General features: G+C 70.9%; 15 protein-coding genes. 11 read left to right on the top strand and 4 right to left on the bottom strand.

What is annotated here, in order from left to right:
- Nucleotides 1-11 precede the first annotated feature (11 nt).
- Nucleotides 12-1,418 carry a family 2B encapsulin nanocompartment shell protein gene (locus tag ACZ3ZD_RS28650; protein WP_467403200.1) on the bottom strand — a complete coding sequence of 469 codons (1,407 nt, stop codon included), beginning with the start codon at nucleotides 1,416-1,418 and terminating at the stop codon, nucleotides 12-14.
- Nucleotides 1,419-1,711: 293 nt separating this feature from the next.
- On the opposite strand from ACZ3ZD_RS28650, the gene ACZ3ZD_RS28645 reads away from it, so the two are divergent.
- Nucleotides 1,712-2,305 carry an N-acetylmuramoyl-L-alanine amidase gene (locus ACZ3ZD_RS28645; RefSeq protein WP_467403198.1) on the top strand — a complete coding sequence of 198 codons (594 nt, stop codon included), beginning with the start codon at nucleotides 1,712-1,714 and terminating at the stop codon, nucleotides 2,303-2,305.
- A gap of 42 nt (nucleotides 2,306-2,347) precedes the next feature.
- Nucleotides 2,348-3,265, top strand: a complete 918-nt coding sequence (locus tag ACZ3ZD_RS28640; RefSeq protein WP_467403194.1) for a 1-aminocyclopropane-1-carboxylate deaminase/D-cysteine desulfhydrase — start codon at nucleotides 2,348-2,350, stop codon at nucleotides 3,263-3,265.
- Between the two features lie 49 nt (nucleotides 3,266-3,314).
- On the opposite strand, the gene ACZ3ZD_RS28635 is transcribed toward ACZ3ZD_RS28640, so the two are convergent.
- Nucleotides 3,315-4,898 (bottom strand): Na+/H+ antiporter, encoded by a 1,584-nt coding sequence (locus tag ACZ3ZD_RS28635; RefSeq protein ID WP_467403191.1) that lies wholly within the window; start codon nucleotides 4,896-4,898, stop codon nucleotides 3,315-3,317.
- A 61-nt stretch (nucleotides 4,899-4,959) separates the two neighbouring features.
- Between ACZ3ZD_RS28635 and ACZ3ZD_RS28630 the strand changes: the two genes are divergently transcribed.
- The 3 genes from ACZ3ZD_RS28630 (at nucleotide 4,960) to ACZ3ZD_RS28620 (ending at nucleotide 7,114) form a co-directional block, all read left to right on the top strand.
- A complete protein-coding gene (locus ACZ3ZD_RS28630) occupies nucleotides 4,960-5,220 on the top strand; it encodes a UBP-type zinc finger domain-containing protein (RefSeq protein WP_467403189.1) in 261 nt (86 codons plus the stop codon).
- A gap of 347 nt (nucleotides 5,221-5,567) precedes the next feature.
- On the top strand, nucleotides 5,568-5,984 hold the full coding sequence (locus ACZ3ZD_RS28625; RefSeq protein ID WP_467403186.1) for an ATP-binding protein: 417 nt from the start codon (nucleotides 5,568-5,570) through the stop codon (nucleotides 5,982-5,984).
- Between the two features lie 17 nt (nucleotides 5,985-6,001).
- Nucleotides 6,002-7,114 (top strand): RNA polymerase sigma factor SigF, encoded by a 1,113-nt coding sequence (locus ACZ3ZD_RS28620; RefSeq protein WP_467403183.1) that lies wholly within the window; start codon nucleotides 6,002-6,004, stop codon nucleotides 7,112-7,114.
- An 88-nt stretch (nucleotides 7,115-7,202) separates the two neighbouring features.
- Here the strand turns inward: ACZ3ZD_RS28620 and ACZ3ZD_RS28615 are convergent, their stop codons facing one another.
- Nucleotides 7,203-7,655, bottom strand: a complete 453-nt coding sequence (locus tag ACZ3ZD_RS28615; RefSeq protein ID WP_467403180.1) for a hypothetical protein — start codon at nucleotides 7,653-7,655, stop codon at nucleotides 7,203-7,205.
- Between the two features lie 136 nt (nucleotides 7,656-7,791).
- Between ACZ3ZD_RS28615 and ACZ3ZD_RS28610 the strand changes: the two genes are divergently transcribed.
- Nucleotides 7,792-8,760, top strand: a complete 969-nt coding sequence (locus tag ACZ3ZD_RS28610) for a diacylglycerol/lipid kinase family protein (RefSeq protein ID WP_467403177.1) — start codon at nucleotides 7,792-7,794, stop codon at nucleotides 8,758-8,760.
- Between the two features lie 321 nt (nucleotides 8,761-9,081).
- Nucleotides 9,082-9,339, top strand: a complete 258-nt coding sequence (locus ACZ3ZD_RS28605; protein ID WP_003992873.1) for a WhiB family transcriptional regulator — start codon at nucleotides 9,082-9,084, stop codon at nucleotides 9,337-9,339.
- A 171-nt stretch (nucleotides 9,340-9,510) separates the two neighbouring features.
- Here the strand turns inward: ACZ3ZD_RS28605 and ACZ3ZD_RS28600 are convergent, their stop codons facing one another.
- Nucleotides 9,511-10,977: a sensor histidine kinase gene (locus ACZ3ZD_RS28600; RefSeq protein ID WP_467403729.1), complete on the bottom strand. Its 1,467-nt coding sequence runs from the start codon at nucleotides 10,975-10,977 to the stop codon at nucleotides 9,511-9,513.
- 515 nt (nucleotides 10,978-11,492) lie between these two features.
- Here ACZ3ZD_RS28600 and nagB point away from each other — a divergent pair.
- The 4 genes from nagB to mctP all read left to right on the top strand — a co-directional run bounded on the left by nagB (nucleotide 11,493) and on the right by mctP (nucleotide 15,236).
- Nucleotides 11,493-12,278: a glucosamine-6-phosphate deaminase gene (gene nagB, locus ACZ3ZD_RS28595; protein ID WP_467403174.1), complete on the top strand. Its 786-nt coding sequence runs from the start codon at nucleotides 11,493-11,495 to the stop codon at nucleotides 12,276-12,278.
- Between the two features lie 184 nt (nucleotides 12,279-12,462).
- Complete coding sequence (locus ACZ3ZD_RS28590) at nucleotides 12,463-13,224, top strand: GntR family transcriptional regulator (RefSeq protein ID WP_467403172.1); 762 nt, start codon at nucleotides 12,463-12,465, stop codon at nucleotides 13,222-13,224.
- A 123-nt stretch (nucleotides 13,225-13,347) separates the two neighbouring features.
- Complete coding sequence (locus tag ACZ3ZD_RS28585; protein WP_467403169.1) at nucleotides 13,348-13,611, top strand: DUF3311 domain-containing protein; 264 nt, start codon at nucleotides 13,348-13,350, stop codon at nucleotides 13,609-13,611.
- Nucleotides 13,608-15,236: a monocarboxylate uptake permease MctP gene (gene mctP / locus ACZ3ZD_RS28580; protein ID WP_467403165.1), complete on the top strand. Its 1,629-nt coding sequence runs from the start codon at nucleotides 13,608-13,610 to the stop codon at nucleotides 15,234-15,236. The genes ACZ3ZD_RS28585 and mctP overlap by 4 nt, the downstream gene beginning before the upstream one ends.
- The last annotated feature ends 90 nt before the right edge of the window (nucleotides 15,237-15,326 follow it).

The following is a 15,326-nucleotide window of genomic DNA, read 5'->3' as shown; positions in this document are numbered from 1 at the left end:
ATGCGCAGACGTCACCTCCACCGGCCGATCTCGACGTTCTCCAGCACGCCGAGCGCGTCGGGCACCAGGACGGCGGCCGAGTAGTACGCCGTCACCAGGTACTTGATGATGGCCTGTTCGTTGATGCCCATGAACCGGACGGACAGGCTCGGCTCGATCTCGTCCGGGATGCCGGACTGCCTGAGGCCGATGACACCCTGGTCGGCCTCGCCGGTACGCATCGCGATGATGGAGGTCGTACGGGCCTCGCTGATCGGGATCTTGTTGCACGGGTAGATCGGCACCCCGCGCCAGGTGGGGATGCGGTTGCCGGAGATGTCGAGGGTCTCCGGGACCAGTCCCCGCTTGTTCAGCTCCCGCCCGAACGCGGCGATCGCGCGCGGGTGGGCCAGGAGCAGCTTGGTACCCCGGCGGCGGCTGAGCAGCTCGTCCAGATCGTCCGGGCTGGGCACACCGTCGTGCGGCTGGATCCGCTGGTCGTACTCGCAGTTGCTGAGCAGGCCGAACTCCGGGTTGTTGACCAGCTCGTGCTCCTGGCGCTCCTTCAGCGCCTCGACCGTGAGCCGCAGCTGCTGCTCGGTCTGGTTCATCGGCTGGTTGTAGAGGTCGGCCACGCGGCTGTGGATGCGCAGGACGGTCTGGGCGATGCTGAGTTCGTACTCGCGGGGCCGTGGCTCGTAGTCCACGAAGGTGTGCGGGATGTCGGGCTCGCCGGAGTGGCCGGACGCCAGCTCGACCTCCTTCTCGCCGTACTTGTTGGTCCGCTGCTCGGGGATCGCACGCAGCTGCTCCAGGTGGGCGCGCAGCGAGTCGGCGCGCTCGGCGACCTGCTCGAAGTCCTGGCGGCTGAGGATCAGCACGGTGGTCGGGGTGTCCGCGCGGACGGTGTGCTCCCAGATCGCCTCCGGGTCGAGCAGCGCCTGGTCGCCGAAGTAGGCGCCGTCGGCGAGGACGCCGAGCACCGCGTCGTCGCCGTAGGGCCCCGCGCCGATCTTCTCCACGCGGCCGTGGGCGAGCAGGTAGACCTCGTCCGTGCGGTTGCCGAAATCGGCGATCACCTCACCGGCCGCGAAGTCGCGCTGGCGGCAGCGCCGGGCCAGCTCCGTCAGCACCTCCTCGTCCTCGTACGACCGCAGGGCCGGCAGCTCGCCCAGCTCCTGGGGGATGACCTCGACCTGGTCCCCGGTCTTCACAAAGGTGATCCGGCCGTCGCCGACGGCATAGGTCAGCCGCCTGTTCACCCGGTAGGTGCCGCCTTGGACGTCGACCCAGGGCAGCGTGCGGAGCAGCCAGCGCGAGCTGATCTCCTGCATCTGCGGGACGGACTTGGTGGTGGTGGCCAGGTTCCGCGCAGCCGCCGTCCCGAGGGACTGCTGCGGCCTGCCCTGATCCGTGCGGACCTCTTCGCCTACCGACATAGAGATATGCCTCCCATGTATGCCCGGTGCCGGATCGCACGGGCACCGGTTTCACCTTCGAGCGTTCCAGCACCGGCCGTGATGGCGCCATAACCCGAAAGAGCGGGAATGGATCATCTGATTAGTGGGCACAACGAGGGACCTCGCCCCGGCTCGCGCGGCCTTTGCGGTTGTCCGGATCGGCTCGCACACCATACGAACGATGTGTCCGGTGACGTCCGGTTTCGATAGAACCTGGCAGGACGTCCGGCCGCGATCGGCGGCCGGAGGGGAACGGTACGAAGGAGTCGCGCATGGCCTCACCCATGTCGGCGAGCGGATTCCTGGACGCGCTCAGGGCGGAGGGCGTCACGGTCGCCGAGGTCGGCGACTGGCCGCACCACAACCGCAACCACAAGGGGCCCTGGGGGCCGGTGCACGGCGTGATGATCCACCACACGGTGACCCGTGGCAGTGCGGCGACGGTGGAGTTGTGCCGCGAGGGCACCGGGGACCTGCCGGGGCCGCTGTGCCACGGTGTGATCACCAAGGACGGCACGGTCCACCTGGTCGGCTACGGCCGCGCCAACCACGCCGGTCTCGGCGACGACGAGGTGCTGCGCGCGGTGATCGCCGAGAAGGGGCTGCCGCCGGACAACGAGGCGAACACCGACGGCAACCGGCACTTCTACGGCTTCGAGTGCGAGAACCTCGGCGACGGGGAGGACCCGTGGCCGCCGGCACAGCTGGAGGCGGTCGAACGGGCCGCAGCGGCGCTGTGCCGCCACCACGGGTGGACGGAGCGGTCGGTCATCGGCCACCTGGAGTGGCAGCCCGGGAAGGTGGATCCGCGGGGCTTCTCGATGGCGTGGCTCAGGGAGCGGGTGCGGGAGCGGCTCAAGCAGTAGGGCGGGCGCCGGAAGGTGGCGCCCGGGGGCGACAATGGAGCGGTGACCAGCCCGGACCCGCTCGGCCCCCGGCCGCACTCCCCCCTGCACGACATCCGCGACGCACGGTTCGAGCGCCACGGTCTCCGGCTGCTGCTCAAGCGCGACGACCTGATCCACCCCGACCTCATCGGCAACAAGTGGCGCAAACTCGTGCCGAACCTCGCGGCGGCCGCCGGACGCCCGCTGGTCACCTTTGGCGGGGCGTACTCCAACCACCTGCGGGCCACCGCCGCCGCGGGACGCCTGCTGGGTCTGCCGACCACGGGTGTGGTCCGCGGCCAGGAGCTGGCCGACCGCCCGCTCAACCCGTCCCTGGCCCGGTGCGCGGCCGACGGCATGCGGCTGCACTTCGTCGACAGATCGACATACCGCCGCAAGTCCGAGCCGGAGACCCTGGCCCGGGTCCTGCGCGCGGCCGGTGCCGAGGACGCGTACGTCGTGCCCGAAGGCGGCAGCAACGCCGAGGCGGTCCGCGGCTGCCGCGGCCTCGGCGCGGAGCTGCGCGGGCACGCGGATGTCGTCGCGGTCGCCTGCGGCACCGGCGGCACCCTCGCGGGCCTCGCCGCCGGGCTGGCGGCCGGCCAGCGCGCGCTGGGCGTACCGGTGCTGAAGGGCGGCTTCCTGGAAGCCGGCGTACAGGAGCTGCAGGAACGTGCCTTCGGCGGCCGTACCGGCGCCTGGTCCCTGGACGACCGCTTCCACTGCGGGGGTTACGCCCGAACCACCCCGGAACTGGAGGCGTTCGCACAGGACTTCGAGCAGCGCCACGGACTGCCCGTGGAACGTCTCTATGTCGCCAAGATGCTGTACGGGCTCGCCGCTCTGGCGCGGGAGGGCGCCTTCGCGCGCGGGACGGCGATCGCCGCCGTCGTCACGGGACGGCCGTTCCCGGAGCCCGGGACGGCCACCACGGGCTAGGCCCTCCCTTCCGGCCGTCCCGAAGCCCGCCTGCTCCGAAGGGCAGGACCTAGCCGGCCTCCCGGTAGGCCGCCGCCTCCTCCAGGTCCAGGCGGCGCAGCAGCGCGCGCAGCATCTCGTCGTCGATGTAGCGCAGGTCGCGCAGCCTGACGAAGACCTCGCGCTCGGCGCTGATCATCTCGCCGGACAGCCGGCGGTAGGTGTCGTCCACGGACTCGCCCGTGACCGGGTTGACCTGGCCGAGCCGCTCCCAGACGGCGTTGCGGCGGCGCTCCAGGACCGTGCGCAGCCGGTCGGCGAGCGGCGGCGGCAGGGCGTTGCGCTCGTCGGAGAGGAGTGCGTCCAGCCGGCTCTCGGCGGCCCGCGAGGCCTGCGCCTGGGCGTTGGCCTCGGCGAGCGTCTCGGCCTGCCGGTCGCGGCCGGGGAATTTCAGCAGCCGGATCAGCGGCGGCAGCGTCACGCCCTGGACGACGAGGGTGCCGATGACGGTGCTGAAGGTCAGGAAGAGGATCAGGTTGCGGGGGCCGGCGGCCATGGTCGACGGGATGGCGAAGGCGATGGCCAGCGAGACGACCCCGCGCATCCCGGCCCACGAGGTGACCATCGCGCCCCGCCAGGTCGGGTTGTCCTCGCGCTCCCTGATGCGTGCCGACAACAGCCTGGGCAGGAAGGTGGCCGGGTAGACCCAGACGAACCGGGCCACCACCACGACCAGGAAGACGGCGACCGCGTACCAGGCGGCGGAGGCGCCCTCGTACTCGCCGAGCCGCTTGAGGACGATCGGCAGCTGGAGGCCGATCAGGGCGAACACCGCGGACTCCAGGACGAAGGCGACCATCTTCCACACCGCCTCCTCCTGGAGCCGGGTGGCGAAATCGACCTCCCACGCGCGGTGGCCGAGGTAGAGGGCGACGACCACGACCGCGAGCACCCCGGAGGCGTGCGCCTGTTCGGCGACCCCGTAGGCGACGAACGGGATCAGCAGCGAGAGCGTGTTCTGCAGCAGGGGCTCGGTCAGGTGCGTGCGCAGCCAGTGCAGGGGCGCCATGAGGACGAGGCCGATGCCGACACCGCCGACCGCGGCCAGCGCGAACTCGCCGATGCCGCCCGCCCAGGTGGCCCCCTCCCCGACGGCGGCGCCGAGGGCCACCTTGTAGGCGGTGATCGCCGTGGCGTCGTTCAGCAGGGACTCGCCCTGGAGGATGGTGGTGATCCGGGAGGGCAGTCCGACCCGGCGCGCGACCGCGGTCGCGGCCACCGCGTCCGGCGGCGCCACCACCGCGCCCAGCACCAGCGCCGCGGTCAGCGGCAGCCCGGGGACCAGCAGATAGGCGGCCCAGCCGACGACGACGGTCGCGAACAGCACGTACCCGACGGAGAGCAGCGCCACCGGCCGCAGCTGCGCCCGCAGGTCGAGGTAGGAGCTGTCGCTCGCGGAGGTGTACAGCAGCGGGGGCAGCAGCAGCGGCAGGACGATGTGCGGATCGAGGGTGTACGACGGCACACCGGGGATGTACGAGACCAGCAGTCCGACCGCGACCAGCAGCAGGGGCGCCGGCGCGGGAGTGCGCCGGGCCGCCGCCGCCACCGCCGCACTGCCCGCCACCAGCAACAGCAGGGGCATCACGTCCATGGTCCTCGCCCACCCTCGTCTTCCGCGCGGCCACCCGCACACCCGTCGTAATCTGGCAATCATGAAACAGTGCACGCACGCCGACGCGCTGCCGCACCCGGAGCCGGACCCCCTCGCCGAGACCTGTCCCGAGTGCCTGCGCGACGGCACCCACCCGGTGCAGCTGCGGCTGTGCCTGACCTGTGGCCACGTCGGCTGCTGCGACTCCTCGCCGGGGCGGCACGCGACGGAGCACCACGCGAACTCCGGTCACCCGGTGATGCGGACCTTCGAGCCCGGCGAGGACTGGCGGTGGTGCTTCGTGGACCACGTGCTCGTCTGAGCGTTCGGTCCGGCCGCGTTCCCGGCCGACCGTTCCAGGACGGCGTTTCCGTCCGGCGTTCCCGTCCTACGGGGTTCTCGTGTGACACTGCATGCGGCGGCTGCCGCACGACGGTTCGAGTGTCTGACGTCTGGGTACGTCAACCCGGCGCGCGCTCTTCCCTTTTGGGCCCGCAAACCCTCTAGACACGGAGCGTATCCACAGCTTTACTGTGAGTGACGCCAGGGGGTTGGGGTCCCGGGACAGGAATGTTCGGAGCGCGATAGCGTCACCGCTTGAACCATGTACGCGTTACCCCGGGGGGCGACCCTCGGCCCCGTAAAGCTTGTACCACCATGGAGGTGAGGGTGTCCCAGATCGCAGGCGAGTCCGCGGCGAACCAGGACTTCGTGGAAGTCCGGCTGCCGGCTGCGGGTGCCTACCTGTCGGTGCTGCGGACGGCCACGGCCGGTCTGGCGGCCCGCTTGGACTTCACCCTGGACGAGATCGAGGACCTGCGCATCGCCGTGGACGAGGCCTGCGCGATCCTGCTCCAGCAGGCCGTGCCCGGCTCGGTGCTCAGTTGTGTCTTCCGGCTCGTGGACGACTCGCTGGAGGTCACGGTGTCGGCGCCGACCACGGACGGCCACGCCCCCTCGCGGGACACCTTCGCCTGGACCGTGCTGTCGGCCCTCGCGGGGAAGGTCTCCTCCGCCGTGGACGAGGACAAGACGGTGTCGATCAGCCTCTACAAACAGCGTGGCGCCGGCCCTGGGCCGGCGTGAGGAACGGGGACGGGCCGGTGCGGGACGAAGAGCGCGGCACGCGCGAGCTGCCGACCGGGGACGGGGGTGCCTCCTGGTCGGGCGGCGCCGAGACCTCCGGGGCGGGTCCCCGGGAGGGTTCCCGGCGCATGGCGGACGGCATCGACGGCATCCCCGAGCAGGCCAGGCCGCACCCGGAGGACGACTCCGCGCGGGTCGAGGGTGACGGTGCCCCGCAGGGCACGCCACCCGAGGCACGCGACGGCGCCGCCCCCGGTGTCCGCGCGGAGGCCACGGCTCGGGGAAGGGCTACGGGCGGGACGATGAGCGAGCACGAGCGGGACGCCGAGGAAGAGGCGCCGGGCGCGGAGGCCGTGCGGGCCGTACCGCACGGCCCGCAGGACCGCAGCGGGGCGCGGGCGATGTTCGTGGAGCTGCGCAAGCTGAACGCGGGCAGCGCGGAGTACGCGGAGCTGCGCAACCAGCTGGTCCGGATGCACCTGCCGCTCGTGGAGCACCTGGCGCGCCGATTCCGCAACCGCGGCGAGCCGCTGGACGACCTGACCCAGGTCGCCACGATCGGCCTGATCAAGTCCGTCGACCGGTTCGACCCCGAGCGGGGCGTGGAGTTCTCCACGTACGCCACCCCGACCGTGGTCGGCGAGATCAAGCGCCACTTCCGGGACAAGGGCTGGGCGGTCCGGGTGCCGCGCCGGCTCCAGGAGCTGCGGCTGTCGCTGACCACCGCGACGGCCGAGCTGTCCCAGCTGCACGGCCGCTCCCCGACGGTGCACGAGCTGGCCGAGAAGCTCGCCATCTCCGAGGAGGAGGTCCTGGAGGGCCTGGAGTCCGCGAACGCGTACTCCACGCTGTCCCTGGACGTCCCCGACACCGACGACGAGTCGCCGGCGGTCGCCGACACCCTGGGCGCCGAGGACGAGGCGCTGGAGGGCGTGGAGTACCGCGAGTCCCTCAAGCCGCTGCTGGAGGACCTGCCTCCGCGCGAGAAGCGGATCCTGCTGCTGCGCTTCTTCGGGAACATGACCCAGTCGCAGATCGCGCAGGAGGTCGGCATCTCGCAGATGCACGTCTCCCGGCTGCTGGCCCGCACGCTGGCCCAGCTGCGGGAGAAGCTCCTCGTCGAGGAGTGAGCGCCCAGGAGTGAGCGCCCGCGAGTGAGCACAGAGCGGGTGGCTGCTCGGCACCCAGGAGCCACCCGCCCGGCACTCGGTCCGGTGGCTACTCGGTCCGGCCCGGTCCCCTGATCCCGAGGGCCCGGGTCGTCTCGCCGTTGACGAGGAGCACCAGCGCCGCCACGGCGACCACCGCGAGGACGATGCCGGCCGGGACGGCCACGCTGTCGGCCTGGAGCAGGTTGTAGGCCACCGGGAGGGCCATGATCTGGGTGATCACCGCGGGGCCCCGGCTCCAGCTCCGGAGCAGCAGCAGACCGCGCGCGGCGAGCAGCGGCAGCAGCGCGAGCACGGCGAGGGTGATCCCGAGGGTCACGGCCTGCTGCCGGTCGTCCGGGGCGCCGGTGAGTCCGAGGACCAGCACCCACAGGCCGCCGGCCAGCAGGGCGGTGCCCTCCAGCGCGGCCAGCGCCGCCGCGTACGTCAGCCGGCGCGGGCGGGGCTGCGCGGCCGGGACGGGTTCGGCGGTGTCCGGGGCGGGGTTCTGCTGACTGCTCACCCCAGCAGGGTAGCCCGCCCCCGCCGGCGCGCGGCCGTGCCCCGCGCCGGCGGGTGTCCAGGCTCACGCCCCGGCCTCTTACCGGATCCCTACCTCGGTCTGGGCCCTGTACCCCCCAGTAGGTACGCTGCCATGCATGCGTGCACTCCTCGTGGTCAATCCGGCGGCAACCACCACAAGCGCACGCGGACGCGATGTGTTGATCCACGCGCTGGCGAGCGAGATGAAGCTGGAGGCGGTCACCACCGAGTACCGCGGCCACGCCCGCGACCTGGGCCGGCAGGCCGCGGAGAGCGACGACATCGACCTGGTGGTGGCCCTCGGCGGCGACGGCACGGTCAACGAGGTGGTCAACGGCCTCCTGCACGCCGGTCCCGCGCCGGACCGCCTCCCCGGCCTCGCCGTCGTCCCCGGTGGTTCCACGAACGTCTTCGCCCGCGCCCTGGGGCTGCCCAACGATCCCGTCGAGGCCACCGGCGCCCTGCTGGACGCGCTGCGCGAGGGCGGCGAACGGCTCGTCGGGCTCGGGCTGACCTCGGGCACGCCGGGCACCGAGGACGAGGCGGTGCCGGCCCGCTGGTTCACGTTCAACGCCGGGCTCGGGTTCGACGCGGGCGTGGTGGGCCGGGTCGAGCAGCAGCGCGAGCGCGGGAAGAAGTCGACGCACGCGCTCTACGTCCGCCAGGTGGTCCGGCAGTTCCTCGGTGATCCGAACCGCCGGCACGGCACGATCACGCTGGAACGGCCCGGCGCGGACCCGGTCGAGGATCTCGTCGCCGCCATAGTCTCGAACACGTCCCCGTGGACGTATCTCGGCAATCGCCCCATGTATACGTCGCCTAAGGCGTCGTTCGACACCGGTATCGACGTGCTCGGTCTCAGCCGCCTGTCGACCGCCGCGGTTGCCCGGTATGGCACCCAGTTGCTCACTTCGTCCCCCGAGCGGGGACCGCAGGGCAGGCATGCCCTCTCGCTGCACGACCTGGACCAGTTCACCTTGCATTCGAAGGCGCCTCTGCCCCTGCAGATGGACGGTGACCACCTGGGGCTGCGTACCAGCGTGACGTTCACAGGCGTACGCCGTGCACTGCGTGTGATTGTGTGAGCGGAACGGGCGAAAGTCCTTTCACTCGAACGTTTAGGCCAGGATCCACCCCATGGAAGTACGGCTGTGACCTAGTCGACACCGAGGAATCAAAAAAAACTTTCCGGAAGGGGTTGTATCCGCCGCTGAGGTTTGCGAGTCTCTACGTGGCGATCGGGACGGCCCGCAACATCGGCCTCCACTGATCACCGGAACCCCTCTTCAATCACAGGACCACGCCGGGTGAAGACTCGGCAGTCGGCCCTTCACTTGTTGAGGGATTCGTGAAAGCGTTCACATTCACAAGCAACTTGCACGTAATACCAAGGAGAGGTAGCAGCCATGGACTGGCGTCACAACGCCGTTTGCCGCGAGGAAGACCCCGAGCTCTTCTTCCCCATCGGCAACACCGGTCCTGCGCTGCTGCAGATCGAGGAAGCCAAGGCCGTCTGCCGTCGCTGCCCGGTGATCGAGCAGTGTCTGCAGTGGGCGCTCGAGTCCGGTCAGGACTCCGGCGTCTGGGGTGGTCTCAGCGAGGACGAGCGCCGCGCCATGAAGCGCCGCGCCGCTCGCAACCGGGCTCGTCAGGCCTCCGCCTGACATACCCACCCCTGCTGACAGCCTGAGCTTGGCGGCGCGCACAGCACGTACGCATCTCCCGCCCCCGAGCCGCAGCGCGCAGTACATCAACGAGCATCAGCCTCGGACCAACGGCGGTCCGGGGCTTTTTGCTGTGCCCGCACACCCCCGCACCCCCGTGCGCCCGTCGGCTCACTTCTGTGCGCGCACCGGGATGTCGAGGATCACCCGGGTGCCCCGCCCCGGCGCCGGCACCATGTCGAACGTACCGCCCAACTCGCCCTCGACCAGGGTGCGGACGATCTGCAGACCGAGGTTGCCCGAGCGGTGCGGGTCGAAGCCCTCGGGCAGGCCGACGCCGTCGTCCTGGACGGTGACCAGCAGCCGGGCCTCCTTGGTGGTGCCGCCCCGGACCGCGGAGACCTCGACCGTGCCGGTGTCGCCCTCGCGGAAGCCGTGCTCCAGCGCGTTCTGCAGGATCTCGGTGAGGACCATGGACAGCGGGGTGGCGACCTCGGCGTCGAGTATGCCGAACCGTCCGCTGCGCCGGCCGGTCACCTTGCCCGGGGAGATCTCGGCGACCATGGCGAGCACCCGGTCGGCGATGTCGTCGAACTCCACCCGCTCGTCCAGGTTCTGGGACAGCGTCTCGTGGACGATGGCGATGGAGCCGACCCGGCGGACCGCCTCCTCCAGCGCCTCCCGGCCGCGCTCGGACTCGATGCGCCGGGCCTGGAGCCGCAGCAGCGCGGCGACCGTCTGGAGGTTGTTCTTCACCCGGTGGTGGATCTCCCGGATGGTGGCGTCCTTGGTGATCAACTCGCGTTCGCGGCGTCGCAGTTCGGTGACGTCCCGGAGCAGCACCAGCGAACCGATGCGGGTCCCCTTGGGCTTGAGCGGGATGGCCCGGAACTGGATGACGCCGTCGTGGGCCTCGATCTCGAACTCGCGCGGCGCCCAGCCGCTGGCCACCTTGGCGAGCGCCTCGTCCACCGGCCCGCGGGTCGGGGCGAGTTCGGCGGTGGTGTGCCCGAGGTGTTGGCCGACCAGGTCGGAGGCGAGGCCGAGCCGGTGGTAGGCGGACAGGGCGTTCGGGGAGGCGTACTGGACGACGCCGTCCGCGTCCAGCCGGATCAGGCCGTCGCCGACGCGCGGGGAGGCGTCCATGTCGACCTGCTGGTCGGGGAAGGGGAAGGAGCCGGCCGCGATCATCTGCGCCAGGTCGGAGGCGCTCTGGAGGTAGGTCAGCTCCAGGCGGCTCGGGGTGCGCACGGTGAGCAGGTTGGTGTTCCGGGCGATCACACCGAGGACGCGGCCCTCACGTCGTACGGGGATGGACTCGACCCGCACGGGGACCTCTTCGCGCCACTCCGGGTCGCCCTCGCGCACGATCCGGCCCTCGTCCAGGGCCGCGTCCAGCATGGGCCGCCGGCCGCGCGGGACGAGGTGGCCGACCATGTCGTCCTGGTAGGAGGTCGGGCCGGTGTTGGGCCGCATCTGGGCGACCGAGACGTACCGGGTGCCGTCCCGGGTGGGCACCCACAGCACCAGGTCGGCGAAGGAGAGGTCGGAGAGCAGTTGCCACTCCGAGACCAGCAGGTGGAGCCACTCGAGGTCGGAGTCGTCGAGTGCGGTGTGCTGGCGTACGAGTTCGTTCATGGAGGGCACGTCTGCGAGCGTACCCGGGGCCTCGCGGGTGGCCGAAAAACACCCGCGGGCCGCGGCGCCTGGAAGGGACCCTCAACCCTCCCGGCACCGCAGCCCGGAGCATCATCGGCCGCGGGGTGTGCGGTCCCGGTCGGCCGAAGGCCGAGGAACCGGGGCAGTCAGGGCAGAGAGCGCCGGTTCCTCGATCCGCCTTCCTGTGCGGGGAAGGCGGAGGCTTGTCGTACTCGATTCTCGTCGTACTCGATTGTGGACTGGACCACGAGCGCCTGTCCATGACGTGAAGGCGTCCCGCGCGGAAGGGTGCGACGGCACGCGATGCCACGCAGCCTAGCCCGCCCGGGCCGGTCGTGGGACCGGATGGCCACGGCAATTTCCGCGAGCGCTTGCCATCCCTCCCCGTGGGCGGTGGAAGCCGGCCGTGGGCCCCGCCGGGAATGCCGGTTCTGTTAGATTGGTCTAAACCACATAGAGACGCACAGAGCCCTCTCCAGAACGGCAGGTCCAGCGTGGAAGTCGTCATCGTTCCGGACGCCGCCGCGGGCGGCGAGCTGATCGCCGAGGCCATGGCCCAGCTGCTGCGACGCAAGCCCGACGCCCTGCTCGGCGTGGCCACCGGCTCCACCCCGCTGCCCGTCTACCAGGCGCTGACCGCCAAGGTGCGCTCCGGCGCGGTGGACGCCTCGCGGGCGCGGATAGCGCAGCTCGACGAGTACGTGGGGCTGCCCGCGGACCACCCCGAGTCCTACCGCTCGGTGCTGCGCCGCGAGGTGCTGGAGCCGCTCGGGACGAGCATGGACGCCTTCCTGGGCCCGGACGGCACGGCCGAGGACGTCCAGGCGGCCTGCGAGGCGTACGACCGCGCGCTCGCCGAGGCCGGCGGGGTGGACCTCCAGCTGCTCGGCATCGGGACCGACGGGCACATCGGGTTCAACGAGCCGTGCTCCTCGCTCGCCTCACGCACCCGGATCAAGACGCTGACCGAGCAGACCCGGATCGACAACGCCCGCTTCTTCGACGGCGACATCGAGCAGGTCCCGCACCACGTCATCACCCAGGGCATCGGGACGATCCTGGAGGCCCGGCACCTGGTGCTGCTGGCGACCGGCGAGGGCAAGGCGGACGCGGTCGCCGCGACCGTCGAGGGCCCGGTGGCCGCCGTGTGCCCCGCCTCGGCGCTCCAGCTGCATCCGCACGCCACGGTGGTCGTCGACGAGGCCGCGGCGGCCAAGCTGAAGCTCGCCGGCTACTTCCGGCACACGTACGCCAACAAGCCGGAGTGGCAGGGGATCTGACCACCACCGGGGCGCGGGGAGCGCGCTCGCCCGGTGGACTAGACCAACAACGGGTGCGACGGTATACAGAAGGATCACGGAGCGTGCGGGGTGGAGTGCTGACACGACATCCCGTGCCACGATGTGAGCCGTGGCCGATGGGGATGTCGGTCGCTTTCGGCATCCGGAGCCGGGAAGGCGGAGCATGAGCACCGACGTCAGCAGTGCGGAGAACGAGGCCGGCACCACCCGTACCGCGCGCGTGCCCAAGTACTACCGCTTGAAGAAGCACCTGCTCGACATGACGGAGACCCAGGCGCCGGGCACGCCGGTCCCGCCGGAGCGCACGCTGGCCGCCGAGTTCGACACCTCCCGCACCACCGTGCGCCAGGCCCTGCAGGAGCTGGTGGTGGAGGGCCGGCTGGAGCGCATCCAGGGCAAGGGCACCTTCGTGGCCAAGCCCAAGGTCTCCCAGGCGCTCCAGCTGACCTCCTACACGGAGGACATGCGCGCCCAGGGCCTGGAGCCGACCTCGCAGCTGCTGGACATCGGGTACGTCACCGCCGACGACCGGCTCGCGGAGCTGCTCGACATCACCCCCGGCGGACGCGTGCTGCGCATCGAACGGCTGCGGATGGCCAACGGCGAGCCGATGGCGATCGAGACCACCCACCTGTCCGCCAAGCGCTTCCCGGCGCTCAGGCGCTCGCTGGCGAAGTACACCTCGCTGTACACCGCGCTCGCCGAGGTCTACGACGTCCACCTCGCCGAGGCCGAGGAGACCATCGAGACCTCCCTGGCCACCCCGCGCGAGGCGGGTCTGCTCGGCACCGACGTGGGCCTGCCGATGCTGATGCTCTCCCGCCACTCGCTGGACCGCGGGGGCCGGCCGGTGGAGTGGGTGCGCTCGGTGTACCGCGGTGACCGGTACAAGTTCGTGGCCAGGCTGAAGCGGCCCGTGGAGTAACCGCCCCGCGCGTTCGCCGAATCGGGATACCGACATGCGGACGAGGTCTTCCACTCCCACGGCGGCGTCACCTAGATTGCCTGCGCATTACCCAGGTGATCAGCGAGGGGACGGAGCCGTGGCATGTCCGAAACGCCTGAAGTGAGACCACCGGTGGTGACGCCGGTCCGGGTGATCATCGGCCTGTGTCTCGTCGCGCCCTTCGTGGCGATGCTGTGGGTCGGCTCGTACGCCAGGACGGAGCCCGCGTTCATCGGGATCCCGTTCTTCTACTGGTACCAGATGCTCTGGGTGCCCGTCTCCTCCGCGCTGACCGTGCTGGCGTACCGGCTCTGGCAGCGTGACCAGCGCTCCCGCGAGCGCGCGGACGGGGGTGCGGCGAAGTGAAGGACGGCGTCAACGGCGTCGCGCTCGGCGTCTTCGTCTTCTTCTTCCTGGCCGTCACGGTCATGGGCTTCCTGGCCGCGCGCTGGCGCAGGGCCGAGAACGAGCACTCCCTGGACGAATGGGGCCTGGGCGGCCGGTCCTTCGGCACCTGGATCACCTGGTTCCTGCTCGGCGGCGACCTGTACACGGCGTACACCTTCGTCGCCGTACCGGCGGCGATCTACGCGGCGGGCGCGTCCGGGTTCTTCGCGGTGCCGTACACGATCCTGGTGTACCCGCTGATCTTCACCTTCCTGCCGCGCCTGTGGTCGGTCTCGCACCGGCACGGGTACGTCACCACCTCCGACTTCGTGCGCGGCCGGTTCGGCTCGAAGGGCCTGTCGCTGGCGGTGGCGGTGACCGGCATCCTGGCGACCATGCCGTACATCGCGCTCCAACTGGTCGGCATCCAGGCGGTGCTGGACGTGATGGGCGTCGGCGGCGGCGAGAACACCAACTGGTTCGTGAAGGACCTGCCGCTGCTCATCGCCTTCGGTGTGCTGGCCGCGTACACGTACTCCTCCGGTCTGCGCGCCCCCGCGCTGATCGCGTTCGTCAAGGACACGCTGATCTACATCGTCATCCTGGTGGCGATCATCTACATCCCGATCAAACTGGGCGGGTTCGACGACATCTTCGCCAAGGCGGGCCACGCGTTCAGCGTGGTCGACCCGGCGACCAGGAGTCCCCGCGGCGCGCTCGCCCCGCCGGAGGCCAAGCAGTGGACCTACGCCACACTGGCGCTGGGCTCCGCGCTGGCGCTGTTCATGTACCCGCACTCGATCACCGCGACCCTGTCGTCCAGGAGCCGTGAGGTGATCCGCCGCAACACCACGATCCTGCCGCTGTACTCCCTGATGCTGGGCCTGCTGGCGCTGCTGGGCTTCATGGCGATCGCGGCCGGGGTGAAGGTGACCAACGGCCAGCTGGCGATCCCGCAGCTGTTCGAGGACATGTTCCCGGACTGGTTCGCGGGCGTCGCCTTCGCGGCGATCGGCATCGGCGCGCTGGTACCGGCGGCGATCATGTCCATCGCGGCGGCCAACCTGTTCACCCGCAACATCTACAAGGACTTCATCAAGCCGGACGCCACGGCGGAGCAGGAGACGCGCGTCTCGAAGCTGGTGTCGCTGCTGGTGAAGGTCGGCGCGCTGGTCTTCGTCCTCACCATGGACAAGACGGTGGCCATCAACTTCCAGCTGCTGGGCGGGATCTGGATCCTGCAGACCTTCCCGGCCCTGGTCGGCGGCCTGTTCACCCGCTGGTTCCACCGCTGGGCGCTGCTGGCCGGCTGGGCGGTCGGCATGGTGTACGGCACGGCCGCCGCGTACGGCATCGCCTCGCCGTCCCAGAGGCACTTCGGCGGCAACGCCAAGGAGATCCCGGGCATCGGCGAGATCGGCTACATCGGCCTGACGGCGTTCGTCCTGAACGTTCTGGTCACCGTGGTCCTGACGCTCGTCCTGCGGGCCGTGAAGGCCCCCGACGGCGTCGACGAGACCAGCCCGGACGACTACACGGCCGACAGCGGCGACCCGGGCGTCCAGGTGGAACTCCCACCGGCCACCTCGGGCAGCGCCCACTAGGTCCTTTCTTTCGGATCAGGTCGGCCTGGGGCGGCGGTGCCTTTCGGCTGACCCGAGCGGGGTCTGGTGCGTGCAGCTGCAAGGCGGAGG

It is taken from the genome of Streptomyces sp. NPDC023481 (assembly GCF_055560195.1).
Note: the sequence above shows the minus strand (reverse complement) of the source record. Positions and strands in the feature narration are given on the sequence as shown.